27 protein-coding genes are annotated in these 24,671 nt (G+C 67.5%); 17 read left to right on the forward strand and 10 right to left on the reverse strand.

The features are described from left to right. The first annotated feature begins 3 nt into the window (after positions 1-3). Together IAE58_RS00880 and IAE58_RS00885 are read left to right on the forward strand one after the other, a co-directional pair. The gene (locus IAE58_RS00880) at positions 4-642 is read left to right on the forward strand and encodes a hypothetical protein (protein ID WP_199932453.1); all 639 of its coding nucleotides are present in this window, start codon (positions 4-6) and stop codon (positions 640-642) included. Further along, the gene (locus tag IAE58_RS00885) at positions 642-1,655 is read left to right on the forward strand and encodes an XVIPCD domain-containing protein (protein ID WP_199932454.1); all 1,014 of its coding nucleotides are present in this window, start codon (positions 642-644) and stop codon (positions 1,653-1,655) included. Before IAE58_RS00880 ends, IAE58_RS00885 begins: the two co-directional genes overlap by 1 nt. A 98-nt stretch (positions 1,656-1,753) precedes the next feature. On the opposite strand, the gene IAE58_RS00890 is transcribed toward IAE58_RS00885, so the two are convergent. Further along, a complete protein-coding gene (locus tag IAE58_RS00890; protein ID WP_233614541.1) occupies positions 1,754-2,161 on the reverse strand; it encodes an XVIPCD domain-containing protein in 408 nt (135 codons plus the stop codon). A gap of 151 nt (positions 2,162-2,312) precedes the next feature. Here IAE58_RS00890 and IAE58_RS00895 point away from each other — a divergent pair, with 151 nt between their 5' ends. The 4 genes from IAE58_RS00895 (at position 2,313) to IAE58_RS00910 (ending at position 4,949) form a co-directional block, all read left to right on the forward strand. After that, entirely contained in the window at positions 2,313-2,759 is a 447-nt protein-coding gene (locus tag IAE58_RS00895) for a hypothetical protein (RefSeq protein WP_199932456.1), read from the forward strand. A gap of 116 nt (positions 2,760-2,875) precedes the next feature. Next, positions 2,876-3,832, forward strand: coding sequence for a hypothetical protein (locus IAE58_RS00900; RefSeq protein ID WP_199932457.1), 957 nt, complete (start codon positions 2,876-2,878; stop codon positions 3,830-3,832). Between the two features lie 110 nt (positions 3,833-3,942). Beyond that, positions 3,943-4,755 (forward strand): alpha/beta hydrolase, encoded by an 813-nt coding sequence (locus tag IAE58_RS00905; protein WP_199932458.1) that lies wholly within the window; start codon positions 3,943-3,945, stop codon positions 4,753-4,755. Between the two features lie 23 nt (positions 4,756-4,778). Next, complete coding sequence (locus tag IAE58_RS00910; RefSeq protein ID WP_199912398.1) at positions 4,779-4,949, forward strand: hypothetical protein; 171 nt, start codon at positions 4,779-4,781, stop codon at positions 4,947-4,949. A gap of 49 nt (positions 4,950-4,998) precedes the next feature. Here the strand turns inward: IAE58_RS00910 and IAE58_RS00915 are convergent, their stop codons facing one another. Continuing rightward, positions 4,999-5,688 (reverse strand): hypothetical protein, encoded by a 690-nt coding sequence (locus IAE58_RS00915; protein ID WP_199932459.1) that lies wholly within the window; start codon positions 5,686-5,688, stop codon positions 4,999-5,001. A gap of 126 nt (positions 5,689-5,814) precedes the next feature. Between IAE58_RS00915 and IAE58_RS00920 the strand changes: the two genes are divergently transcribed. Genes IAE58_RS00920 through IAE58_RS00935 form a run of 4 tightly spaced genes read left to right on the forward strand, consistent with a single transcriptional unit; the run spans position 5,815 to position 8,673 of the window. Then, entirely contained in the window at positions 5,815-6,450 is a 636-nt protein-coding gene (locus IAE58_RS00920) for a hypothetical protein (protein ID WP_199932460.1), read from the forward strand. Between the two features lie 55 nt (positions 6,451-6,505). Beyond that, complete coding sequence (locus IAE58_RS00925) at positions 6,506-7,051, forward strand: RNA 2'-phosphotransferase (protein ID WP_233614543.1); 546 nt, start codon at positions 6,506-6,508, stop codon at positions 7,049-7,051. Next, the gene (locus tag IAE58_RS00930) at positions 7,048-7,671 is read left to right on the forward strand and encodes a hypothetical protein (protein WP_199932462.1); all 624 of its coding nucleotides are present in this window, start codon (positions 7,048-7,050) and stop codon (positions 7,669-7,671) included. Before IAE58_RS00925 ends, IAE58_RS00930 begins: the two co-directional genes overlap by 4 nt. Positions 7,672-7,704: 33 nt before the next feature. Continuing rightward, positions 7,705-8,673: a polysaccharide deacetylase family protein gene (locus IAE58_RS00935; RefSeq protein ID WP_199932463.1), complete on the forward strand. Its 969-nt coding sequence runs from the start codon at positions 7,705-7,707 to the stop codon at positions 8,671-8,673. A gap of 3 nt (positions 8,674-8,676) precedes the next feature. Here IAE58_RS00935 and IAE58_RS00940 read toward each other — a convergent pair whose 3' ends face one another. From IAE58_RS00940 to IAE58_RS00950, 3 genes are all read right to left on the reverse strand, one after another. Continuing rightward, entirely contained in the window at positions 8,677-9,519 is an 843-nt protein-coding gene (locus IAE58_RS00940; protein ID WP_164270620.1) for an MnmC family methyltransferase, read from the reverse strand. Positions 9,520-9,604: 85 nt separating this feature from the next. After that, complete coding sequence (locus IAE58_RS00945) at positions 9,605-9,952, reverse strand: hypothetical protein (protein ID WP_199934227.1); 348 nt, start codon at positions 9,950-9,952, stop codon at positions 9,605-9,607. Between the two features lie 67 nt (positions 9,953-10,019). After that, positions 10,020-10,433, reverse strand: a complete 414-nt coding sequence (locus IAE58_RS00950) for a hypothetical protein (protein WP_199934226.1) — start codon at positions 10,431-10,433, stop codon at positions 10,020-10,022. Positions 10,434-10,521: 88 nt separating this feature from the next. Between IAE58_RS00950 and IAE58_RS00955 the strand changes: the two genes are divergently transcribed. Continuing rightward, complete coding sequence (locus IAE58_RS00955) at positions 10,522-10,797, forward strand: hypothetical protein (RefSeq protein WP_199934225.1); 276 nt, start codon at positions 10,522-10,524, stop codon at positions 10,795-10,797. Positions 10,798-10,928: 131 nt separating this feature from the next. On the opposite strand, the gene dmeF is transcribed toward IAE58_RS00955, so the two are convergent. Beyond that, positions 10,929-11,912 carry a CDF family Co(II)/Ni(II) efflux transporter DmeF gene (dmeF, locus tag IAE58_RS00960; RefSeq protein WP_199934224.1) on the reverse strand — a complete coding sequence of 328 codons (984 nt, stop codon included), beginning with the start codon at positions 11,910-11,912 and terminating at the stop codon, positions 10,929-10,931. Between the two features lie 49 nt (positions 11,913-11,961). Between dmeF and IAE58_RS00965 the strand changes: the two genes are divergently transcribed. Next, a complete protein-coding gene (locus IAE58_RS00965) occupies positions 11,962-12,246 on the forward strand; it encodes a metal-sensing transcriptional repressor (RefSeq protein ID WP_108748337.1) in 285 nt (94 codons plus the stop codon). Positions 12,247-12,331: 85 nt separating this feature from the next. After that, entirely contained in the window at positions 12,332-13,657 is a 1,326-nt protein-coding gene (locus IAE58_RS00970; protein WP_199934223.1) for a GTP-binding protein, read from the forward strand. Between the two features lie 47 nt (positions 13,658-13,704). Here the strand turns inward: IAE58_RS00970 and IAE58_RS00975 are convergent, their stop codons facing one another. Continuing rightward, positions 13,705-15,348: an ATP-binding cassette domain-containing protein gene (locus tag IAE58_RS00975; protein WP_199934222.1), complete on the reverse strand. Its 1,644-nt coding sequence runs from the start codon at positions 15,346-15,348 to the stop codon at positions 13,705-13,707. A gap of 252 nt (positions 15,349-15,600) precedes the next feature. Then, entirely contained in the window at positions 15,601-16,500 is a 900-nt protein-coding gene (locus IAE58_RS00980) for a LysR family transcriptional regulator (protein WP_199934221.1), read from the reverse strand. Positions 16,501-16,651: 151 nt separating this feature from the next. On the opposite strand from IAE58_RS00980, the gene IAE58_RS00985 reads away from it, so the two are divergent. Further along, positions 16,652-17,830, forward strand: a complete 1,179-nt coding sequence (locus IAE58_RS00985) for a serine hydrolase domain-containing protein (protein ID WP_199934220.1) — start codon at positions 16,652-16,654, stop codon at positions 17,828-17,830. Next, a complete protein-coding gene (locus tag IAE58_RS00990) occupies positions 17,827-19,011 on the forward strand; it encodes an MFS transporter (protein WP_199934219.1) in 1,185 nt (394 codons plus the stop codon). Before IAE58_RS00985 ends, IAE58_RS00990 begins: the two co-directional genes overlap by 4 nt. Positions 19,012-19,014: 3 nt before the next feature. On the opposite strand, the gene IAE58_RS00995 is transcribed toward IAE58_RS00990, so the two are convergent. Then, complete coding sequence (locus tag IAE58_RS00995; protein ID WP_199934218.1) at positions 19,015-20,634, reverse strand: EAL domain-containing protein; 1,620 nt, start codon at positions 20,632-20,634, stop codon at positions 19,015-19,017. 229 nt (positions 20,635-20,863) lie between these two features. On the opposite strand from IAE58_RS00995, the gene cycA reads away from it, so the two are divergent. Then, positions 20,864-22,240, forward strand: a complete 1,377-nt coding sequence (gene cycA / locus IAE58_RS01000) for a D-serine/D-alanine/glycine transporter (RefSeq protein WP_199934217.1) — start codon at positions 20,864-20,866, stop codon at positions 22,238-22,240. A gap of 77 nt (positions 22,241-22,317) precedes the next feature. Beyond that, on the forward strand, positions 22,318-23,082 hold the full coding sequence (locus IAE58_RS01005; RefSeq protein WP_199934216.1) for a lytic transglycosylase domain-containing protein: 765 nt from the start codon (positions 22,318-22,320) through the stop codon (positions 23,080-23,082). A gap of 23 nt (positions 23,083-23,105) precedes the next feature. Here IAE58_RS01005 and IAE58_RS01010 read toward each other — a convergent pair whose 3' ends face one another. Further along, a complete protein-coding gene (locus tag IAE58_RS01010; RefSeq protein ID WP_199934215.1) occupies positions 23,106-24,599 on the reverse strand; it encodes a hypothetical protein in 1,494 nt (497 codons plus the stop codon). Positions 24,600-24,671: the final 72 nt, after the last annotated feature.

Raw genomic sequence — 24,671 nt, forward strand, 5'->3', positions numbered from 1 at the left:
GTGATGCACATCGCCCCCGTGCCGCCCCTGCGCACCGTCGCACTGGCCATAGCCCTGCACATGCTGCTTGGCTGCGCTGCCCAGCCACCACCGCCCCCGCCGAAGGTTCTGACCGCAGAGGAAGCCGCTGCGCGCACGGTAGTTCCGCTGACCCGCCCGATTGCGTTGGACAAGGCGGGGCCGATTGTGGATCTGGAGTTTGAGCTGCCGCCGGCTGGAGCAGATCTGACTGCCGAAGTCTGGATTGGCGTGCGTGTTGTTGGAGACGCGGAAGCCGTTTCAAGCGCGGAGAGTTTGCTCAACGGTAAAAAGCTGTTGGCGAAAGTGCGCCTGTTCGGTAAGCATGAAGACGTAGAGGAATTGCTGCCACTGACGCGCTATGACACCGTCATTCGTCGGGATGTACCGTTGGACTCGGAGGGCTTTGTGCCACAGGCAGTCGCGATGAGCCCCGCAACGTGGCCGCTGGAATCAGCCGGGCTTATCTCCCCGACGTCCCGCTACAGGCCACTTAGCCTGGCCTTCCTGTCAAATGCAAAGCCTGGCAGATACAGACTATCTATCGAGCTGCTTGAAGACCGATCCGACCTGAAGAACTTGAACGTTGAACTGCTCATTGGCTACATGGCGAGGTCAAAGTAATGGACAAGGACGTACGGCATACGCTGACCCTCTATGTTGCTGCACCAGGAACGCCGCTGACCGGCAGCACGCAGCGGTCGCTTTCAGGTCACGTGTACATGGAGACCGCAGCGGGGGATGATCGGATAAGCCATGGCTTCCAGCCGGGAGGGGCGCCTGTCGGGTATCAGCGCCAGTGGCACGACGTCGCGGTCCCAGGGACCATCGTTGAGACTGACACTAGACAGTACCAAGATCCCTATTATTCCCGCACCATCGAAATCAGCAAAGATCAGTTTGATCGGATCCGTGAGTTCGCCAAAGATCCGGAGAAGTACGGATTCTCCAAGAACTACGAGACGTTCACAAACAGCTGCACCGACTTCGTCTGGGCCTCTCTGAAGCACGCGGGAATCCATGATTCCAAGGTTCTTGGTGTTATTGATTTCGAAGGTGACATCAAGCCGGTTTACAACGTCAAACCCATCCAGATGATCAAACCGCCGTTCCCGGACAGCGATCTGAACAAGGAGCATTTCAACGAGATGCCCACGCAGAACTGGCGCGAGAAGATCTTTTCTGAGAACGACGCGCCCACGCTGTCACCCGAGCGCGCGCTGGCAGCTGCAGGCGCGGATGTCAGCCATCGCAACGATCCTATGCTGGCGCAGATCAATCAAGGCGTAGCCGCGCTGGACGCACAGAACGGCCGCACGTTCGACGCCACGAGCGAGAACATCAGCGCCAGCTTGTACGCCCTGGCCAAGGCCAATGGCCTGACCCACGTCGATCATGTGCTGTTGAGCAACCGCACGGCGCTGGCCGATGCCGCACAGAACATCTTCGTCGTCCAAGGTGAACCGGGTGACCCCGCACATCTGCGCGCGAGCATGGCAACCGCGGTAGCTGCACAGACACCCGCGGAAACGTCGTTCGAGCGAGCCCAGGAGCTGTCGCAAGCCGCGCAGGCACGCTCGCAGGTCGAGGTGCAGCAGCGCCAGGTGCAGGAACAGTCCGGGCCGCGCATGGTGTAGCGCAGCCCCGATACCACTACCCCAGGTTCGCCTATGCCAGAAGGCCGGATGGTGTCTGGAAGTCCGCAACACTTTCCAGCCATCGGGTAAACAACGCCTCAGCCCAAACGCTGCCCCGGGTTCTGCTGCTGCTCCTGCTCACGCCTCTGCTGTTCCGGCTGCAAACCCACGGCCGGCTGCTGCGGGGCAATGCCCAGCTTCTGCAGCGACTGCTCGGCCGGCACCTGGGCCGCTTCGGCGGTGGGCAGCATGGCGCGCAGATGGGCCGGGTTGGCCGGGTCGCCCTGCACCACGAAGATGTTGTGCCCGGCCGGGTGCTGGGCCGTGGCATTGCTCACCACCACGTGGTCGGCGCGCTCCAGGCCCTGTTCGCGGGCCTTCACGGTCAGGCTGGCTGTCAGGTTTTCACTGGTGGTGTCGAAGCTGCGGCCATGCTTTTCGTCCAGCGCGGCCACGCCCTGGCGGATCTGCTGGTGAAGGGTGTAATCGGGGTGGTCGGGGGTCATGGGGGCCTCCGTGTGGCCGCATCTGGATCTGGGGTGGCAGTGTAGAACGCCCATGGCTGCGTGGGTAACCGATTTGTTGCTAGCCTGTATGCCTGCGGTGCAGGGGATGGCGCGCGCAGGTTTACCAGGATGCTTCGGGGAGAACGGCACGATGGACGTGCACACATTCAGGCGCTGGCTGCTGGGCATGGGGATGCTCGCACTGGCCGGTTCGGGGCATGCGCAGGCGATGCCGGCCGAGGGCGATGACCCCAGTTGTCCGGCACAGGAGTTCGCGCAGTTCCTGCGCCATTTCACCGATCCAGCCGATGACCGGGTGCGCATGCGCTACACCACCGATCCGCTGGAGTACGAGACGCCCGCCTACGGCGTGGCCAGCGAGGGCAGCCCGGTGGCTACCGAAGTGCACCGGGAAGCGGGGCCGGCGCGGCTGCGTCGCCTGCGGGGCGCCACGCTGCGTGCTAACCCGGCCATCACGCCGCTGGCCGACGGTGGGCAGCAGGTACGCCTGGGCGACGATGCGCAGGCCGAGCAGTACACCTTCGCGCGCCGCTATGGCTGCTGGATGCTGACCCGGGTGGCCCGCCCGCGGGGCTGAGCCGGGTGCGGTGGAATCAGTGCCTGGCTTGTCGGACCAGTTCATGCAAACCCGGTACGCTGGGCGCGTGGCGGTGCAGTGCTATCACCAGCGCTGACGGAGCGGACAGGAAGGCGATGGCAACGGAACTGGCGTACAGCGAGCAATTCAACGATGTGATCAATGCCGAGCGCGCCTATGAGCTGTACTGGGCGGGGGTGATCAACGACCGGCGGGCCTTCGCCTGCCCGCAGGAGGGCTGCCCGGCGCGCTATACCTGCGTCAACCTGGAAACCGACGCGCTGAACCTGCAGGTGCAGCCGCATTACCGTGTGCTCCACAAAGGGCCGGCGCACGCCGAAGGCTGTCCGTATGCGTCCGAGCGCGAAGCGCAGCACGCGGGCGCCGCAGGCGAGGGCCAGACCCATGCAGTGGGCACGCCGCCACCAGACCGGTTCCTTTTCGAGCGGCCGGCCGATTACTTCACCGTGCGTGATGCGGCGCCCGCCGCAGGGGGCGGCAGTGGCAGCACGCGCGGCGGTGGCGGTGATGCGGCGGGCCTGCGCAGCCGTCGCACCGATTTCTATTCGGTGGCCTCGCTGGTGTCGCGCTGGTTGAAGGCACGCCGGGACGGTACGGACGATACCCAGACGCTGACTGCGGGCGCGACATCGGCGCTGAGCTACCGCGACATGTTCGAGAATTTCTCGCCGCGCCGGGCCCGTCTGTCCGGCCAGCCACGCGTGTACTGGGGCAAGGCGAAGATCGCGCAGACGCCTGACGGCTTCCGCATCCGCTTCATGACGCGCGTCGATACGCTGGGTGAGCAGGTGCTGGACCCGCCGCAGGCGCCCACGGCGATGGTCTGGAACAGCGCGCTGAATGCTTCGAAGATGGGTGCCCTGCACATCAAGCGCTTGCAGCGCTTTGCCGCCAGCGGCGAGGCCTGTGTGGTGTTCATCTTCGGTACGCCCACGCTGGATACCTCGCGCAAGGACCAGCGCACTTACCTGAACTTCAAGGTGACCCGGGTCGACCACGTGGATGTGCAGGCCGATGATGTCTATGACCGCATGAAGCGCCCGCAGGCATGACAGCCAGGGCTGGACCGTGCACGCGGTGTCACGGCCGCGGCCGATTCCCTCACGGCGGCTATCGGTGGGACTGCCTAGGGTAGGTGCCTCCTTTCCCCACGGGAGCTGCCATGACTGCCCCTTCCATTCGCCTGCACGTTGAAGACACCGGCGGTACCGGCCGCCCGGTCATCCTGATCCATGGCTGGCCGCTGTCAGCCGAATCCTGGAAGGCGCAGGTGCCGGTGCTGCGCGATGCCGGCTACCGGGTGATCAGCTACGACCGGCGCGGTTTTGGCCGCTCGGAGAAGCCCGCCGAAGGCTTCGACTACGACACGCTGGCCGCCGACCTTGCGTCGATCATCGACGCGCGTGATCTGCGGGACGTCACCCTGGTCGGGTTTTCCATGGGGGGCGGCGAGGTGGCGCGCTACATTGCCAACCATGGCCAGGATCGCCTGCACAGCGTGGTATTCGCCGCGGCAGTGCCGCCGTACCTGCTGAAGACCGAGGACAACCCGAACGGTCCGCTCAGGCAGGAGAGCGCCGATGCGATGCGCGAGGGTCTGCAGGCCAACCGTGAGACGTTCTTCGAGGGCTTCACCCGCGATTTCTTCAGCGCCAACGGCCAGTTGATGGTGACCGAAGAAACCCGCCAGGCCGCCATCGCCCTGTGCCACCAGTCCGACCCGCGGGCGGCGCTGGGCTGCATGCAGGCGTTCGCCACCACCGACTTCCGCGCGGACCTGGACAAGGTGAGTGTGCCCACCCTGGTGCTGCACGGTGACAGCGATGCGACGGTGCCGCTGGAAGGCTCGGGAGCGCGCACGCACAAGGCCATCGAGGGCAGCGAACTGGTGGTGCTGAAGAATGCGCCGCACGGCTGCAATACCAGTCATACCGATGACTTCAACCTGGCCCTGCTGAACTTCCTGAAGAAGTAGGGCCGGAGAGGCATACTGCGGCCATGGCCAGCCCCCGCACCCCGCCCTGGAAGAAGCCCAACCCGAAGGGGCAGAAGAAGCAGCCGCTGTCGCAGGCACAGAAAGACGCCGCGCGGCAGCGGGCCGAGGAGAACGGGCGCCGCTATCCGAACCTGGTGGACAACATGTGGGCGGCCAAGCTTCCGCGCGGCTAAGTGGGCGGGCTTACTGCATCCTGCAGAGCGAAGCCACGCAGCAGCCGACTTACTGCGCTGCGCGCGGCCCCCAGGCCTGCCAGCCGGTTTCCCGCCACGGCGCCACCGTGCGCTCTGAAATCTGCACGGCCGGCGCGGCAGTCGGGGTGAGGGTGGCCAGCGCTGCACGCAGGCGCTCGGCCTGTACCGGCTGGCCCGTGGCAATCTGCAGGCGGTTGCCGTGGCGGCGTACATGCACGGCAATCACCGCATGGGAATCAAACGGTGGTCCGTAGCGGCCGCGCTGGTAGCGCATGCTGACCGGTCGCACCGCCTGCATCAGCACGGGGGCCCAGGCCTGCAGCAGCGCATCCTGTTGCCCTTCGTCGATAGCAACGTCGATGACCGTGGACGGATAACCCACGGCACTTTCCACCATCACCTGGAAGCGTGCGCCCTCCGGTGTCAGCGCAGTCGCGCCAAACGCCGCGAGAATCACCACGGCCACGGTGATCCAGAGCCAGTGTCGCGGTGCCTGCGGCGGCACCTGAAAGTGTGTCAGGTTCGGCCTGCGCCGACGCATCCGGCGGTAACGGCGCTGTGCGGCAGGGCTGTCCAGCAGACTCTCGGCAGGTAGCGCAATCTGCTGCGCCGGGCGCTTGGCCAGGCGCGCGTTGATCCAGCGCGACGCAAACAGCGCGACCAGGCCACCCAGCAGCAGCGGGCCTACCAAGCGAACGAACAGATACAGCCCCAGCATCGGCATCCCTCCTGTGCAGGACGCACATGATGGCGGAGATCCGCGCCGATGTCGCATCTGCCAGCCGACAGCGTTGGTGCGCTTGGCTAGGATGCGCCTTCTTCGATGCAACCACGCAGGTGGCCGATGACCGCTTTCTTCGGCCGTGTTTTCGGGCCCGGCTTGATGCTGTTGCTGTTGCAGTGCGTGTCGCTGTTGGCGGTGGGGCTGGAGGTGGGCTACTTCCATCACCGCGTCGCATTGCTGCTGGAGCCGCTGTCGCCGGCGTGCGGGGGCGAGGATGCCACCGAGCGCATGCGCGTGGCCGAACATCTTCTGGCCCGCGCCAACGCGCTGGATGACTGGGACCCGCTGGCCTGGGTGCCGGCCACCACGCTGCTGCTGGCATTGGCCGGCGCACTGGCCGCTTCGGTGGAACAGTGGCGACGCAGCAGCCCGGCGTACCGGGTCAGCGCCGGCCGCCTGGTGGCGCTGCAGGTTGGCGCGCTTGCCCTGGGCGGTACGATGCTGCACGCCTTCGACCGGGTCTGGCAGGCCTATATCACGCTGCTGCCCGCGGCCTGCATGACCGACGCATTGGTGCGCGAGGACGCCTCGCGTGCGGCATCGATGGGCTGGACCTTCCAGGTGTTCGACGCCGCGCGGGTGATGCCACCGCATGCTCCGGATGTGATGGCCATCGTGCTGATCGGTCAGCTGCTGGCGTCGTTCGCGGTGGGCATCTGGCTGTGGCGGCAGCCCGCGGCGTCGCTCGTGGCATGACGCCCTGCCAAGGTCGGGGTTGGCATCGTGTGGTCGGCTGCGGCACGCTATGCACATGGACAAGGATGTTTCTCTGATCCGGGCCAGCAAGTTCCTGAGCCTGGTATTGCGGCATGAACCGCAGAAGATTGGCCTGCAGCTCGATGCGCAGGGCTGGGCCGACATTGCCGACCTGCTGCAGCGGCTAGCCGAACACGGGCATGCGCTCGATCGCGCGGACCTGCAGCGGCTGGTGCAGACCAACGACAAACAGCGTTTCGCGCTCAGTGAAGACGGCCTGCGCATCCGCGCCAGCCAGGGGCATTCGATTGCGGTGGACCTGGGGCTGCAGCCGCTGGAACCGCCGCCGTGGCTGTACCACGGCACCGTGCCGCGCTTCCTGGAAGCCATCGCCACGCAGGGGCTGCGGCCGGGTGAGCGCCAGCACGTGCATCTGTCGCTGGACCGACAGACCGCGCAGCAGGTGGGTTCGCGCCGTGGCGCGCCGGTCATCCTGAGCGTGGATGCCGGCCGCATGCACGCCGAGGGCCATCGCTTCTACCGTTCGGCCAATGGCGTATGGCTGACCGACCACGTTCCACCCAGGTACATCGCCGGATGAAGCCTTCGGCACTGACGACCGGGCGAGGCGCCGGGCTGTTCGTGCTGCCGGTGCTGGCCCTGCTGGCGCTGGCCCTGGCCCTGGCCGAGGCCGGCCTGCACCTGCGCGTGCAGTACGTGCTGGAGCCTGCCGCCGGCGCCTGTGCCCATCCCGATCTGGCCGCGCGTACGGCAGTGATGATCGCGATGCTGGAACGCGCCCAGGCGCTGCAGCTCTGGCAAGCGTTGCGCTGGTTGCCGATCGCCGGGGTGCTGCTGGCCCTGCTGTCTGCGCTGTGGGTGGGGCTGTCGGCGCTGCGCGGCGCCACGAGCCACGTGTGGCGAATGGCCACCGCCTATGTGCTGCTGCACGCTGGCGCGCTGGGCCTGGCCGCGTGGACCCTGTTCCGGCAGGAGCGTGCGTGGGCCAGCGTGAAGCAGCTTGCGCCGGTGGTTTGCGCGCTGGATTCCAGTGATCCGTCGGTGCCGGTGGCACAGACCCCGCAGCTGGCCTTCGATCTGTTCCTGGGGCGCAGTGCCGCGCTGCTGCACAACCCGGGGCAGTTGGCGATGGTGTTGGCCGCCGTGCTGCTGGTGGGCGTGGTGCTGGGGCTGTGGTTGTGGCGGGGCACGCGCAGGTAGAGTAGCGGTTCCTGCCCGAACAAGGATGGATGGATGCGTTCGTTGCTGCGTGCCGTACCGTTGTTGCTGCTTTCGCTGGTGGCCCACGCCGCCGAGGTGGACCGCCGCATTGCGGTCACCATCGATGATCTGCCATGGGCGCGGGTGGATGAGATCGTGCCGGCCGATCTGCAGCAGCGCCATGCCGCGCTGATGGCGCAGCTTCACCAGGCCAACGTGCCGGTGGTGGGCTTCGTGAATGAGAACAAGCTGGAAGTGGATGGCCAGGTGCAGCCGCAGCGCGTGCAGATGCTGCGCGACTGGCGCGATGCCGGTTACGAACTGGGCAACCACACCTATTCGCACATGGATCTGAATGCCAAGGGCGTGGCGGCCTTCCAGCAGGACTTCCTGCGCGGCGAGCAGACGCTGCGGCCGCTGCTGGCCGAGCGCGGCCAGGTGCTACAGTGGATGCGCCACCCCTACCTGCGTGCAGGACGCACCGCCCAAGAGCGGGCGCAGATGGACGTGTTCTTCCAGCAGCATGGTTACCGCGTTGCGCCGGTGACCGTGGACAACGGCGAATGGGTGTGGGCGTTTGCCTATGCCAACGTGATGAACGAGCAGGCCGATTCACCGGCGCGCGAGGCCCTGCTGCAGCGCCTGCGCCGCGGCTACGTGCCGTACATGTTGAACAAGGTGGATTATTACGAACGGCAATCGCAGGCGCTGCTGGGTTACGCGTTGCCGCAGGTGTGGCTGATGCATGCCAACGAGCTCAATGCGGCGACCTTCGCCGAGCTGGTAGCCGCCACCCAGCGGCGGGGCTATCGCTTCGTATCGCTGCAGGAGGCGCTGCAGGACCCGGCCTACGCGCGCGGTGCCGAAGGCTACAACGGCCGCTACGGCCCCAGCTGGCTGCACCGCTGGGCCATGGCCGAGAACAAGCCCAAGGACTTCTTCGCCGGTGAACCGGTGGTGCCGCAGTGGGTGAAGCAGTTGGCGAAGGTGAATTACGAGTGAGCGTCAGCGGCGCACGGCCAGCACGCCGTCCAGCGCCAGCTCGGCCTTGAAGCCGGCCTTTTCCAGGCGTTTGGCCACTTCACGCGGCACATCGCGGCCGCTGGTGAGCTTGTTCGGCGCGCCGGTGTAATGGAACAGCCGGCCGCCCTTGCGGATGACGCGGGCCAGGTGGTCATAGAACACCTGCGAATACAGCTCGCCGGCAATACCGAAGCGCGGCGGATCGTGCAGGATGGCATCGACGCTGTTGCTGGCCACTTGTTCGATCTGCTGCGAGACGTCGCCATGGCTGAACTGCAGGCGCCCGCCTGCGGCGGCCGATTCCGGGTCGGGCGACCACGGGTTCAGCGTGCGCAGCCACATCACGTCGGCGTTCTTTTCGAACGAACGGATCTGGCCGACACCCGCTTCCAGCGCACAGGCGGCGAAGTAGCCCAGCCCGCCGCAGGTATCCAGGATGACCTTGCCGGCCGGCGCCACCAGTTCCACCTTGCGCCGCGCATCTTCGAACGGCGACAGCTTGGAGGTCGGCAGCATCTTGATGCCGTCGATCTCGAAGGTCGGCGCGCCCCATTCGGTGGGCACCAGCTTGATGAGCGAACCGCTGTAGCGGGAAATGGGCGCGAAGTCCTCGCCATCCCAGTAGTACAGGGTGCGGTCCTTCAGTTTGCCCGGCCAGGGGTAGTGCTGGCCGCGGAACTGGAAGCCCTCTGCATCCAGAGTGACGGTTTCCTCGCTGCGGCCCAGGTCCAGTGAGCCCTGCCAGTCGCCTGCGCCCTTGTCGTGCGCGCGCTGCAGCGCCTGCGCGCTGTCGCGGGTGAGCAGGGGGCCGGAGTAATGGGGCACGGGCGGTACCGGGGGCAGGTGGGGGAGGGCATGGTACCTGACCGGCCGTGAGTGCGTGGCGGGCGGGCACCCGCCCACGCTGGCGCTAGCGTGGTTGCGTGGCGGGCCACGTACGGACCGACGTGCAGGAGAAGCCGTGGGTGGCCGCCTCACCGCCCAACCAGGACGTTCCGTCGCCGGCCACCATGCCGTTTCTCGCACAGGCGCGCTGGTGCGCTGCGCGGGTGGCGTCTGGCTGGCGGTCGAGTTCGTAGCGCATTCGGCCATCGTCCTCCAGCACCCAGTGCACGGTCACGCGCTCGCTCGCGTCCCCGTCGATCAGCCAATCGATCATGCGCAGTACCAGCGTTTCACCTTCGGCAGTAGTGAGTATCTGATCGAAGGCGCCCTGCGTGGCGGGCGTTGTGGCGGCGAGCAGAAGACTGAGCAGCATGGGGGTCCCCCGGCAAAGCTTCAGCCTGGGGCGCGTTGTGCAGCGGCGCCATCAGAAACCTTGCAGATTACCCACACTTCACCGCGTACACGGGCCCAGCGCCGATCAGCAGCAGGGCCATGTAGTCGCTGTCGCGGGCCTTGGCTTTCAGCGTGGCGCCGTCCTTTGCGTGGAACAGACCGAAGCCGCCGGCGCTGCGGATCAGGGCACTGTCGATCTGTTGGACATCGTCGGGGAAGTACTTGCCGATGTCGCTGCGGCTGGCCTTGTACAGCGCGTTCGGTTCACGCTGCCAGCTGCCATTGCGCTCGAAGGAGACGAAGTACTGGCCGCCTTCCTTGTCGATGCGGAACTCGGCGGCGCGGCGCGTGCTGGTCGCGAAGCAGCCCAGCAAGGGATCGCTGGAGAACGGCAGGTGGGTGTCGCCGCTGCAGGCGGCGAGTAACAGGGCACCGGGCAGCAGCAGGCAGAGCGTGCGCATGGGATGTCCCCACAGGGCAGGTGCGGCTAGTGTAGGCAGCAGCCGGGCGTGGCCCGTGCAGATAATCGGCAAGAACGAGGGAGCGGCGATGGCACAGGGCAGGGCACCGTGGTGTGGGCTGGCGAGCTGGCTGGGGCTGGTGGCCGGCTGGGGCGCGGGTTGGCTGGCGGCATGGGCGTTCGGCGCGAGCGCGCCGGTGGCGGGGCTGGCGGTGGCCGTGCTGGCATCGGTGCTGGTGGGCGGCGGGTTTGCCGTGGCCGCGAGGGTGCGCGGTGAGCGCCATGCGTGGCTGGGAATTGGCGGCGCGGCGCTGAGCGCGTTGCCGCTGGCGGTGTATCTGTCGCGGATGATGTTGCGGTTGTGATTGCCTGAGCCCGTTGTAGAGTCGAGCTTGCTCGACTGCTCTGCGCAGAGCCAGTCGAGCAAGCTCGACTCTACGAGGGCAGCGCGCTTCTGTAGAGTCGAGCCATGCTGGACTGGCTCTGCTACGGTGCGTTACGCGGTGCGGTGGATTTCCAGGGTGATGTGTACCAGCTCCTCGTGCACGCCCAAGGCTGCGCGCAGGGTGTCGGCGTCCAGGGCGGCATCGTGGGTGACCACGCTGGCGGCCACCGCGTACTTGCCACGCCCCACCTGCCAGACATGCAGGTCGGCCAGCCGCGCCTGCCACGGTCCCTGTTCGATGACCTCGCGCACTTCGGCCACCACCGGTGCATCCATCTGCGCATCCAGCAGGATGCGTCCACTGTCCCGCAGCAGGCCGATGGCCCACACGGTTACCAGCACTGCGCCCACCAGGCCCATCACCGGGTCCAGCCACGCCACGCCCCACAGCTTTCCGCCCAGCAGGGCGACGATGGCCAGTACCGAGGTGGCCGCGTCGGCCAGCACGTGGATGTAGGCCGAGCGCAGGTTCAGGTCGTGCCCGTGCGCGTGGTCATGAGCGTGATCGTGGCTGTGACCATGGTCGTGGTGGTGCGCATGTTCGTGGCCGTGACCATGGTGATGGTGGGCATGGCCCGGGCTGTCATGCAGCCACCACGCGCACAGCAGGTTCACGCCCAACCCCACGGCGGCGATGGCAATGGCTTCGTCGTAGTGGATGGGCGCCGGTACCCACAGGCGCTGCAGCGATTGCACCGCCATCAGGGCGGCCACACCCAGTAGGGCGATGGCACTGGTGTAGCCGGCCAGGATCTCGATCTTCCAGGTGCCGAAGGCGAAGCGCGGGTCATGGGCATAACGGCGCGCACAGCGGTACGCGAACACCGACAGGCCCAACGCCAGCGCATGTGAACTCATATGCCAGCCATCGGCCAGTACGGCCATGGAGTTGAACCACCAGCCGCCGACGATTTCCACCAGCATCATGCCGACGGTCAGCCACAGGGCGCGGCGGGTGTTGCGTTCGGCCAGCGGGTTGCCGTCGTCGAAGCGATGGTCGTGGCGGCGCGCGGCGGCGAGGAGGTCCAGTTGCATGGCGGTGCGGGGTCTTTATGGATACCCCCATAGGGTATATGATTTGTACATGGCACATGTACACACGCAGCGGAAACAGTTGCTGGCCCGGGTGCGCCGTATCGGCGGCCAGGTGGCGGCGTTGGAACAGGCCCTGGATCGACCCGAGGGAGAGCCCGGCGACTGCGCCGGCGTGCTGGTGCAGGTGGCCGCCGTACGCGGCGCCGCCCACGGCCTGCTGATGGAACTGCTGCACGAGCACCTGCAGGAACACGTGGTGGCCGCTGAAGACCCGCAGCAGCGCGCCGCCGAGGCCGAGGTGCTGGTGGAACTGCTGCGCCGCTACGGCAAGTAGCGCCGGGCCATGCCCGGAGGCGGCACTGTGGATGGATCTGGAAATGTTATACAGTAACAATTCCATCCGCACCCTCCCGCCCCGCATGAACCCTGTTTCCCGCGCCGACCGCCGCCTGCCGGTCACCGTCCTGTCCGGCTTCCTGGGCGCTGGCAAGACCACCCTGCTCAACCAGATCCTGCGCAACCGCGAGGGCCTGCGGGTGGCGGTGATCGTGAACGACATGAGCGAGGTCAACATCGATGCGCAGCTGGTGCGCGACGGTGGGGCCGCGCTGCGCCGTACTGAAGAAACGCTGGTGGAATTCAGCAACGGCTGCATCTGCTGCACCCTGCGCGACGATCTGCTGCAGGAAGTGCGGCGCCTGGCCGACAGCGGTCGCTATGACTACCTGCTGATCGAATCGACCGGCATCGGCGAACCCATGCCGGTGGCGGCCACCTTCGCCGTGCGCGATGAACACGGCTTCAGCCTGGGCGACATCGCGCGCCTGGATACGATGGTGACCGTGGTGGATGGCAGCGCCTTCCTGGCCGACTTCGGTTCCACCCTGCGCCTGGCCGAGCGCGGCCAGCAGGCCGGGCCGGACGATGACCGCGGCGTGGTGGACCTGCTGTGCGAGCAGGTGGAATTTGCCGATGTGATCGTGGTCAGCAAGGTGGACCAGACCGACGATGACGTGCTGCAGGACACGCTGGCCGTGCTGCGCGGCTTGAACCGCGAGGCGAAGCTGCTGCTGTCGCGCTTCGGCGATGTGCCGTTGACCGAGTTGCTGGATACCGGTCGCTTCGATTTCGAGCGTGCGCAGCAGGCGCCCGGCTGGGTGAAGGAGCTGCGCGGCGAGCACACGCCGGAAACCGAGGAGTACGGCATTGGCAGCTTCGTCTACCGATCGCGCCGGCCGTTCCACCCGGGCCGCTTCGCACGCGCGCTGCAGCAGGGCATGCCGGGGGTGATCCGCAGCAAGGGCTGGTTCTGGCTGGCCAATCGGATGGACTGGGTGGGTGAACTGAGCAGCGTCGGGGCGGCTACGCGTACCCAAGCGGCCGGGTTCTGGTATGCGGCGCGCGAACGTGTGCGTGCCGGTGACGAAGACACCACGCCGCTGCTGCCGCCCACGCCACTTCCGTACAGCGACTTGGGCTGGGCGCGGCAGCAGGCCGAGTGCTGGAGCGCGCCGCTGCCTGACGTGGAGGCGTTTGCCGATGACGCAGAGCATGCGGCCATGGCGCGGTTGTGGCACCCGCTCTGGGGTGACCGCCGGCAGGAACTGGTGGTGATTGGCGTGCACATGGACGAACGCGCGGTGCGCGCCACCTTGGATGCCTGCCTGTTGAACGATCAGGAACTGCGGGCCGGGCCGCTGTTGTGGCAGCAGCTGCCGCAGGCGTTTCCGGTGTGGAAGCGTTGAAGCAACAGCATCCACGCGTGGCGTGGATGACGGGGCGTCGGGTGGGGTCAGAGCCCTTTTGCGTTGCAAAAGGGATCTGACCCCATCTGTGGGTCGCGCCACTGCCAGCCGTCGGCGCTTACGTGCAGTATCTGCGTGGGCTGCAATGCCTGCAGCAGATGTGCGTCGTGGCTGACCATCATCAATGCGCCTGGCCATGCGGCCAGCAGCGATTCCAATGCGTCCAGCGCGGCCAGGTCCAGTGCGTTGCCGGGTTCGTCCAGCAGCAGGACCTGCGGTGCGGGATCGGCGTACAGCACGCTGGCCAGGGCGCCCTTCACCCGCTCGCCATCGCTCAGGCTGCTGGCCGGGCGTTGGATGCGCTGCGCATCCAGGCCCAGCAGGGCCAGGCGCGTGCGCAGCTCGGCCGGGTCCGCACCGGCGTTGGCGGCCTGCACGGTCTGCAGGATGCTGCGATCACCGGCCAGCCCGAGCAGCTGCTGGTCCAGCAGCGCGACCGGTGCGTGCCGCTGCACCTGGCCGGCGCGCGCTGGCAGCTGTCCTGCCAGCACACGCAGCAAGGTGGATTTACCGGTGCCGTTGTCGCCCACCACGGCGATGCGTTGGCCGCGGCGCAGCGACAGCTGCAGCGGTGCCGTGCAGCCATGCGGCAGTACGAGGTCCTGTGCCTGCAGCACACGCGCGCTGCCACGCTCGCCAGCACCGGCAAACAGCGCAAGTTCCGGCGCCGCCTGCACGCCTGCCGCTGCCGTGCGCAGCTGGGCGGCGCTGGCCTGCAGGCGCGCCTCCTGGACCTGCCGCGCGCGGCCCAGGCTGGCTTCGGCACGTTGCTTCTGCCCGCCCAGCAGGATGGGGGCCTGGTTGGCCTGCCTGGCATCGCGTGCGCCACGGGCCTGGCGCTGCTGTTGGCGTTCGTGCTGTTCGCGTGCGCTGCGCTGTTGCTGGCGATGCTGCGCGCGCGCATGGTCCAGCGCCGCGGCAGCCGCTTCGCGCTCGGCGGCACGCGCCTGGGCATAGTGCTGCCACGGTCCGCTGTAGCGGTGCAGACCCTGCGCATCCAGTTCCACGATCTGCTGCATGTGGCCCAGCAGATCGCGGTCATGGCTGATGACCAGCAGGCCGCCACGCCACTGCTGCAACTGCGTCTGTAGCTGGCGGCGATGCTGCGCGTCCAGATGATTGCTGGGTTCGTCCAGGATCAGCCAGTCGGCGCCGCTGGCCCACGCACCGGACAGGGCGACACGCATGGCCTGGCCGCCACTGAGCCGCGCAGCCGGCTGGTCGACGTGCAGATCATCGGGCAGGCCCATGGACTGCCACTGCTGCTGCAGGCGTTCGCGCAGGTCCCAGCGGTCGCCTACGCAGGCGAAGTCCTGCTCATCAATGCTGCCGGCCTCGATACGGGCCAGGGCGGCCAGCACTTCTCCGACGCCTGCCAGTTCGCCCACGGTGCCGCGTGGCGGATAGCCGGGAGTGGGCAGCAGGAACACCCGCCCGCTGCTGCGGATCTGGCCGCTGTCGGGCGCTAACTGGCCGGCGAGCAGGCGCGCCAGCACGCTCTTGCCCACGCCATTGCCGCCCACCAGCCCGGTGGCCAGCGGTTCGAAGGAAAAGGACAGATCGGAAAACAACGGACGGCCATCGGCCAACCGATACGACACGCGATCAAGCGTGAGGGAATGCGAAGTCATGCGACCTCCAAGCAATGCCATGTCTCCCCTGCGCGCAGGGGCGGGAAGAGTCAGGCCGTCCGGTTTGCAGACGGCGGCATTACTGGCGCATTGGTCGCGAGCCTCTTGGGGGAATGAAACCCGAGTATAGCGTTACTGCCTGAACGGTAGAGTCGAGCTTGCTCGACTGCTTTGCGCAGAGCAGTCGAGCAAGCTCGACTCTACGGGGAAGCGTAGAGCAGTCGAGCATGGCTCGACTCTACAGGAAGGGGGTTACGGCACGGTTTCCAGGCGGGCGCTGACGAAGTCGATGAAGGCGCGCAGCTTGGGTAGTACGTGGCGGCCGGACGGCCACAGCAGGTGGAAGATGCCGCACGAATGCACGTGCTCGTCGAGCACGGTGACCAAGCGACCGTCGGCCAGCGCATGGCGCACGGAGTGCACGGGCACGAAGGCCAGCCCACCATCGCGCAGTGCCATGGCCACGCGCGCTTCAATGGTGTTGGCCACCATGGCAACCGGCAGTTCCTGCGCCACTTCGCCGTCGGGCCACTGCACCGGCCACGTTTCCAGCTTGCCGGTACTGGGAAAGCGATAGTGCAGCAGGCGGTGCTGCAGCATGTCCGTGGGCGTGCGCGGTACACCGTGGCGTTGCAGGTACGCCGGCGAGGCCACCACGCGGCGCGGGAATATGCCCAGGCGCCGTGCGTTCATGCGTGAATCGCTGGGCTCGCCCACGCGCAGCACCGCATCGAAGCCCTCTTCGATCACATCCACCAGGCGGTCGCTGAAATCCAGTTCCAGGCGGATATCGGGGTAGGCGGCCATGAAGTCGGCCAACAGGGGCAGGGTCAGGTCGCCCACCAGTGGCAGGCTGATGCGCAGGGTGCCGCTGGGCGAGGCGCTCTGCTGGGCCAGTTCGGTGCGGGCGGCATCGCGTTCGTGCAGAATCCGCCGGCAGCGCGCCAGGAACAACTGGCCTTCGGCGGTGAGGGTGATGCTGCGCGTGCTGCGATGGAACAGGCGCACGCCCAGCGCGTGTTCCAGCCGGGCCACGCATTTGCCCGCCGCCGATGCGGAAATGCCCTGCAGGCGGCCGGTTTCCACGAAGCTGCGGGTTTCAGCGGCATGGATGAAGGTCTGCAGGTTGGTCAGGTTGTCGAGCACGGACATGGCGGGCGTTCCGGGGGCATAGCGGTAGTGTGGGTCCGCCCATGGTGCCGATTGCGGACCGGGCAGTCCACGATGTAGGGAGCGTGACGTGGGTTTTTCCCGCGGGTGGCGGGCTCTAACGTGGCGGCCCTCCCACCCAAGGATTGCCGTGATGAATGCACGACCCACGCTGGCGCCGGACCCGGTGCTTCCTTCCGTGCAGCGCGTGCTGCAGCAGGCCCACCCCGGCCAGATCGTGGGGGCGGTGGTGCTGGTGCGCCAGCACGGTGCGTGGCGCCACGCCAGCGCCAGCGGGTTGGCCGACCGGGAACAGGCGCTGCCCATGCAGCGCGACCAGGTGTTCCGCTTGGCGTCGGTCAGCAAACTGCTGCTGACCGTGGTGGTGCTGCGCCTGGTGCAGCAGGGCGTGCTGGATCTGGATGCGCCGGTGCAGCGCTGGCTGCCGCAGTTCCGCCCGGCATTGGCCAGCGGTGAAACGCCGGAGATCAGCCTGCGCCAGCTGCTGAGCCACAGCAGCGGACTGGGCTACCGCTTCCTGGAAGCCGACGCGCAGGGGCCTTATGCGCGGGCAGGGGTAAGCGATGGCATGGACGCCAGCCCGATCACCCTGGCCGAGAACGTGCGGCGCATCGGCCAGGTGCCGCTGCAGTTCGCCCCCGGTACGCAATGGCTGTACTCGCTGGGCGTGGACGTGGCCGGTGCCGTGGCCGAGGCTGCCACCGGGCAGCCCCTGCAGGCCCTGTTCGAGCAGCATGTGTCGCGGCCATTGGGGCTGCGTGATACCGGTTTTTCCACCGCCGAAGGCCAACGCCTGGCCGTGCCCTATGTGGACGATCTGCCGCAGCCGCACCGGCTGGGCGAAGGCGAGACAGTGCCGGTCTACGCGGACACCGTGGGCATTGCCTACAGCCCGGCGCGTGCCACCGATGCCACGCGCTTCCCCTCGGCCGGGGCGGGCCTGGTGGGCAGCGCCGACGATCTGATGGCGGTGCTGGAAGCGCTGCGCGATGTCGATCATTCGCAACTGCTGGCGCAGGAGCTGGCGGCGCAGATGGTCAGCCTGCAGGTCGGCCGTGCCGGGCCTCCCGAGCCGGCGGGGTGGGGCTTCGGTCTGGGCGCGGCGGTGCTGTTTGACCCCGCTGCCGCCGCCACGCCGCAGGCCATGGGCACCTGGCGCTGGGGCGGTGCCTACGGCCACAGTTGGTTTGTCGATCCACAGCGGGGCCTGAGCGTGGTGGCGCTGACCAACACGTTGTATGCCGGCATGCACGGGCCGTTCGTGGATGCGCTGCGCGATGCAATCTACGCCGACCTGGACGGTGCGCGATGAGCGGCCATGCAGCAGCAGACGCCTTGCCCGCAGGCGAGGCATCGCGGCTGCCGTGGCCGGCCCTGCTGGCCCTGGCCGGCGGCGGTTTCATCACTCTGTTGACCGAAACCCTGCCGGCCGGTGTGCTGCGCCCGATTGGAACCAGCCTGGGCGTAAGCGATGCGGCGGCCGGCCAGTTGGTGAGCGTGTACGCGCTGGGGTCGCTGCTGGCGGCGCTGCCGATGACCGCGCTGACCCAGCGGTTGCCGCGCCGCCCGCTGCTGCTGGCGGCCATTGCCGGCTTCGTGCTGGTGAACACACTGACTGCACTTAGCAGCAGCTATCCGCTGATCCTGGTCGCGCGCTTCCTGGCCGGTGTGTGCGCAGGCCTGCTGTGGTCGCTGGTGGCCGGCTATGCCGCGCGCATGGTGGTGCCGTCGCTGCAGGGCCGGGCGATTGCCGTGGCCATGGTGGGGTCGCCGCTGGCGCTGTCGCTGGGCGTGCCGGCGGGCACGCTGCTGGGGCAGCAGATCGGCTGGCGCTGGGTGTTCGCGCTGATGAGCGTGCTGGCCGTGGCCCTGCTGGGCTACGCGCGCTGGGCGTTGCCGGACCTGCCGGCCGCAGGCAGCGGCAAACGCACGCCGTTGGCTTCGGTATGGCGCCTGCCCGGCGTGCGCAGCACCCTGCTGGTGATGGCGCTGTACGTGCTGGCGCACAACGTGCTGTACACCTACATCGAGCCGCTGGCCCTGCTGGCCCACGCCGGCGCCTGGCTGGACCGCCTGCTGCTGGTTTTCGGTGTATCGGCCATTGCCGGCATTGCGGTGGCCGCGTGGGGCGTGGACCAGCATCTGCGCGCCCTGGTCTGGGCGGCGGTGCTGGGCTTTGCCGCGGCCGCGCTGGGCCTGCTGCTGTGGCCGGGCAGCCCGCAGGTACTGCTGCTGGCAACGGCGCTGTGGGGGCTGGCGTTCGGCGCGGTGCCGGCGCTGTTCCAGACCGCGCTGGCGCGCCGCGCCGGTGCCGCCGCCGATCTTGCCCAGTCGATGCTGGTGACCGGCTGGAACCTGGCCATTGCCGCCGGTGGCGTGGCCGGCGGGTTGCTGCTGCAGGCGGGCGGTGCGCAGCAGCTGGCGTGGCTGCCGCTGGGCCTGCTGATGGTGTGCGGGGCCTGGCTGTTGGCCCGGCCGCGGGCCTGGGGCTGACGGTCAGGTATCGGAGAATTCGCGCTCGATCGGCACGCTGCGCGGATTCTGCATGTGCTCACGCGCGGCACCGTACTGCTGCTGGCGCCGGTGGTGGAAGGCCACGAATTCATCGCGTGGCAACGGCCGCGAGAACAGCCAGCCCTGTCCGAACTGCACGTGCTGGCTGTGCAGGTAGGCCAGCTGTGCCTCGGTTTCCACGCCTTCGGCCACCACCCACAGGCCCAGTTCGCGGGCCATTTCGATGATGTGCGGGGTGACCGGCGTGGTGGCGCTTTCGGTGCCGATCGCGTCGATGAAGGACTTGTCGATCTTCAGCGCATCCAGTGGCAGCTGCTCCAGGTACTGCAGGCTGGAATAGCCCACGCCGAAATCATCGATGGCGATGCTGTGGCCGGCCCGGCGTGCGGCGGCCATCATGGTGCGGGCACGGTCGATATCCAGGAAGCCGCGTTCGGTGGCTTCCAGCCAGATCTGCTGCGGCAGGATGCCGCTGCCGGCCATGCGTGCGGACACCACTTTCAGTGCTCGGCCACTGCTGATGTCATCCGGTGCGAGGTTGATGGCGATGTGTGCGCTGCGGTCGGACACCAGCAGCTCGCGCATGTCCTTCACCACGTTTTCGATCACCACATCGGTCAGTGCCTGGATCAGGCCGTGTTCCTCGGCCAGCGGAATGAAGATGTCTGGGCGTACCTGGGTGCCGTCGGGGTGCTGCCAGCGCACCAGTGCCTCAGCGCCCACGCAGATGCCGGTATCCAGTTCGATGATGGGCTGGTAGTGCAGGTACAGTTCGCGGCGGCGGATGGCGGTGGCCAGTTCACCGCGCATGGACAGGCGCCGCTGCGACAGCCACACCACCAGGCCCACGCCCAGGGCGGCCAGCAGCAGGCCCACCGGCACGAACAGCCAGGCCTGCTGGCGGAAGGTGGCCGCCAGGGCGGTGCGCGGGGCGGTGGCGATGGCCAGCCATTGTTCACTGCGCGCGCTGGCATACAGCGTTTCGTCGTCCAGGCCTTCGCCCGGGTCGCGCAGCAGCTTCAGCAGCAGGGCCTGATTGATGCCGCTCTGGCGGGTCAGCAGGCGCCCATCCGGGCTGGCCAGGGCCAGGCGCACATCGGGGTCGGCGATGATGCCGACGAAGTGGCGTGGGTCCACCAGTACATCGTAGGAACCGTACAGTACGGCCAGCACCTTGCGCCCGCCGGTGGCGGCCGGGCGGATATCCACGGCGATGCCGGCGCCATCACTGGTGACATGGTCGGCAGCAGGCTGTGCCACGTTGCCTTCGAAGGCGCCCCACGAGGTGCAACGCAGCCGGCCGCCTTCGAAATAGCCCATCTGGTCGATGGACGGGGTGGTCGTCACCAGGGTCTGCATGCGCCGGATGTGCTCGCTGCTGCACGGGGCCATCGCGCTGGCTTCGGCGGATCTGAGTGCTGCCAGTGCTTCCTGGTAGGACAGGTCGGCCCGCCGCAGGGTGCGTTCGGCAATGCCATGCAGGCGCTGCTGCTCCACGTCCACAGCGCTGTGCCAGGTGGCATAGACCATGGCGGCAATGGGCACGATGGCGGCCAGCAGGGCGGCAAAGACGCCGAGGATGATGACCCGCAGGCGGTTCATGGCCGGAACTCCGGGCGGGCGGGCAGGGCTGCGGGCATGGCGGCCGATCCTTGGGCGGATGCCCTATCTGAGCATGTTGGCCGCCTGTGCGGAATGGGGCAGGACCGATAATCCGTCACATTGTGGCAATTGCGACAACCGATGACGGCAGCGATCCGGCTGAGACTGGCGCTCCGGGCCGCGCAGGTCTACCGTCAGGGGCTTCACCCGCCCCTTCCAGCGCCCGTCCATGACTGAACCCGCCGCACCCCCGGAGCACCTGCGCCGCAGCCTGTCCAACCGCCACCTGCAACTGATCGCCATCGGCGGTGCCATCGGCACCGGCCTGTTCATGGGCTCGGGCAAGACCATCAGCCTGGCGGGCCCGTCCATCATTTTCGTCTACCTGATCATCGGCGCGATGCTGTTCTTCGTGATGCGGGCGATGGGCGAGCTGCTGCTGTCCAATCTGAACTACAAGTCCTTCATCGATTTTTCCACCGACCTGCTGGGTCCCTGGGCCGGCTTCTTCTGCGGCTGGACGTACTGGTTCTGCTGGATCGTGACCGCCATTGCCGATGTGATCGCGATCGCCGCCTATGCGCAGTTCTGGTTCCCTGAACTGGCCGCCTGGATACCGGCGCTGCTGTGCGTGCTGCTGTTGCTGGGGCTGAACCTGGTGACGGTGAAGTTGTTCGGCGAAATGGAATTCTGGTTCGCGCTGATCAAGATCGTGGCCATCTGCGCGCTGATCATCACCGGGGCCGGCCTGGTGGCCTGGGGCTTCACCTCGCCCAGCGGCCACACCGCCTCGCTGTCGAACCTGTGGAATGACGGCGGCATGTTCCCGATGGGGCTGGTCGGCTTCTTCGCCGGCTTCCAGATTGCGGTGTTCGCCTTCGTCGGCATCGAACTGGTGGGCACCACCGCCGCGGAAACCGCCAACCCCGAGCGCAACCTGCCCAAGGCGATCAATTCCATTCCGGTGCGCATCATCATCTTCTACGTGCTGGCGCTGGTGGCGATCATGGCGGTGACGCCGTGGCGCCAGGTGGTGCCGGACAAGAGCCCGTTCGTGCAGCTGTTCGTGCTGGCCGGCATCCCCGCCGCCGCCAGCCTGATCAACTTCGTGGTGCTGACCTCGGCCACCTCGTCGGCCAACAGCGGCATCTTCTCCACCAGCCGCATGCTGTACGGCCTGGCCGAAGAAGGGCACGCGCCTCGTGGGCTTTCCAAGCTGTCGCGCGCAGCGGTGCCGGCACGTGGGCTGCTGTTCTCGTGCCTGTGCCTGCTGGGCGGCACGCTGCTGATCTACCTGATTCCCAACCTGGTGACCGCCTTTACCCTGGTGACCACGCTGGCCACCGTGCTGTTCATCTTCGTCTGGTCGCTGATCCTGGTGGCCTACATGGTCTACCGCCGCCGCTACCCGGAACGGCATGCGGCATCGATCTTCAAGATGCCCGGCGGCGTGGCCATGTGCTGGGCCTGTCTGGTCTTCTTCGCGGCCGTGCTGGTGCTGTTGAGCCTGCAGGCCGACACCCGCCAGGCGCTGCTGGCCAGCCCGGCGTGGTTCGTGCTGCTGGGCGTGGGGTATTGGCTGCGCCGCAGGCGTTTCTCGATCTGATCGGAGTGCAGTCGACCAACGGTCGACTCTACCCATTCACCCGGATTTAGCGGGCGCGGCCGGATCATCCGGCCGCCATGACCCTTCGCCTCGCCCTCGTTGTGCTGTTGCTGCTGCCGGGCCTGGCCAGCGCCCGTACGGTCTACCGCTGCGTGCAGGGCAACACGGTCAGCCTGGCCACCGCGCCCGAGCCGGGCTCGCGCTGTACGGCAAAACAGATTGACGACAACGCGGTGCAGGCGCCCAACCTGTGGGGCAACATGGGGGTGTTCAGCGGCGTGCTGTACGAGCGCGAGCAGGACGGCACCCTGGTCTATTCCACCCGCAACCTGCCCGGTTCGCGGGTGTACCTGAAGTTCACCGTGGCCACGCCGCCGGGCGAGCCGGCACATGAAGGCCTGGGCAAGGTTGGCGCGCCGCAGCTGGCGCCACATGCAACGCAGTTCAAGGCAGCAGCCAAGGCTACCGGCGTGGACGATGCCTGGCTGCGTGCGATCGCCCATGCCGAAAGCAACTTCGATGCGCTTGCCGTCTCGCGCAAGGGCGCGCAGGGCGTGATGCAGCTGATGCCTGAAACCGCGGTGGAGTACGGCGTGCGCGATCCCTTTTCGGCGCAGCAATCGATCGACGGGGGCGCGCGCTACATGCGCAGCCTGCTGCGCCGCTACAACGGCGACCGCCCGTTGGCAGCGGCAGCCTACAACGCCGGCATCGGTGCGGTGGCGCGCTACAACGGCGTGCCGCCGTACGCGGAAACCCTGGCCTACGTGGAAAAAGTGATGGCGCTGTACGCGCGCTACCGGCAGGCCATGGGCATCCGTAGCGAAGTGCCGGCGAAGTAGGGTGGTTCCGGCCGCAGCGGCATTCAGCGCGAAGACGCGTTTCCATACAGCGCGTAGCGCTCGATCCGCCCTACCTTGGCGATGGCCGCACGCACATCGGCGCGCTGCTTCAGCTGCCGCCAGCGTGCATCGATCTCCACTTCGGTGGGCAGCGACGGGTAGACGCGCATGTCCTGCAGGTCCAGCAGCGCCTCGGTACGGTCATCGGGCGACTGCAACTGGCCGATCAGCGCAGCAGCTGCACCGTCCAGATCGCCTTCTTCCAGCAGCATTTCCCGGTGGAAGGTGCGTGCCGTGTCGCGGTTGCGTACCAGGGTGGCCCGAGCGCTGGCTTCAGCGGCGGTGTCGCCACGCCTGCGTGCGGCCAGGAAGCCCACCAGCGCCTGCGCCGATTCGCCATAGGGGCTCAGGTCGTCCAGCCGCGCCAGCACCGACACGGCCTCGTCCAGCTGGTCGGTGGCAGCCAGCATGAAGGCCAGGTTGATCACGTGGTCAACATGGTCCGGCCCGCGTGAACCCACCTTCTCGGCCAGCCGAGCCGTGGCCACGGAATCGTCCAGGCGATCCAGCCGGCGCAGCGCGATCATCCGGTTGCTCAGCAGCCAGGCCAGCCATTGCGCCTCGGGGCCATTGGGCAGGTTGCCTTCGGCCACGAACCCGGCGATGCCGTCGCTGAACTGCACGACCTGCTCATTCTCGCCCAGCATCAACTGGGTGGAACTGAAATCGACCAGCGCGGCGTCCAGGCTGCGATCGAGCAGGCTGGAGACACGCAGTTCATCCAGATACTGGCGCGCGGCGCGCTCCGGGTCATAGCGTGGGTCATTGCGATCCACGTAGCGGTCGAAGCGTTTGTCGCTGCGCAGGGTGATCAGTTCCAGCGGTGTACGTACGCGCTCAAGCGTGGCCGCTACATCCCGGCCCGAATCGGTGTCGATCTGCAGGCTGGCCAGGAGCACCCAGAAGGCGCCTGGCTCCAGCCCATCACTCTTCCAGCCGTTGTCGAACAGGGCCTTGAGCACCTCGCGCCGGCGCGCAGGCTGGTCGCGCAGCGTGTACTGCAGGAAGCTGACCATCTGGGTATCAAATTCGAGCGGCTCGCGCGCATGCGCCGTGGCCTGCAGCAGATGGGTGACGGCCAGCTCGTTCTGGTCTTCGCTCAGATCGACCCACACCAGCGGCATCAAGGCCTCTACGTCGCCCGGGTCGACCGCCAGCGCCATCTGCAGGTAGCGGCGGGCCAGAGGGTTGTCATGCTGCAGGTAAGCGGTCATGCCACCAACCCGCGCGCCCTCGGCACGCGCTTCGGGTGCGAGCGTGGCCAACTGCGGATCGTCGATCAGCTTTTCGAATTCGACCATCGCGCCCAGCGTGTTGCCGCTGGTGGCGGTGGTCTGCGCGTTCTCCCAGCGCTGCTGGAACGTGGCGGCGGCGGTGCTGTCGGCAGCCCCCGCAGCAAGAGGCGCAGCCAGCAGGACGGCGGACAGCGCAAGTGGCAGCAGGCGGGCAGGGGACATGGCGGTTCCATCCTTGGCGTGAGCGCTGATTGAAACCCGCCGCGCGGCTGGCGGCAAGCAAGGGCCGGGTAG

Source organism: Stenotrophomonas sp. S49 (assembly GCF_016624905.1).
Classification (GTDB): domain Bacteria; phylum Pseudomonadota; class Gammaproteobacteria; order Xanthomonadales; family Xanthomonadaceae; genus Stenotrophomonas.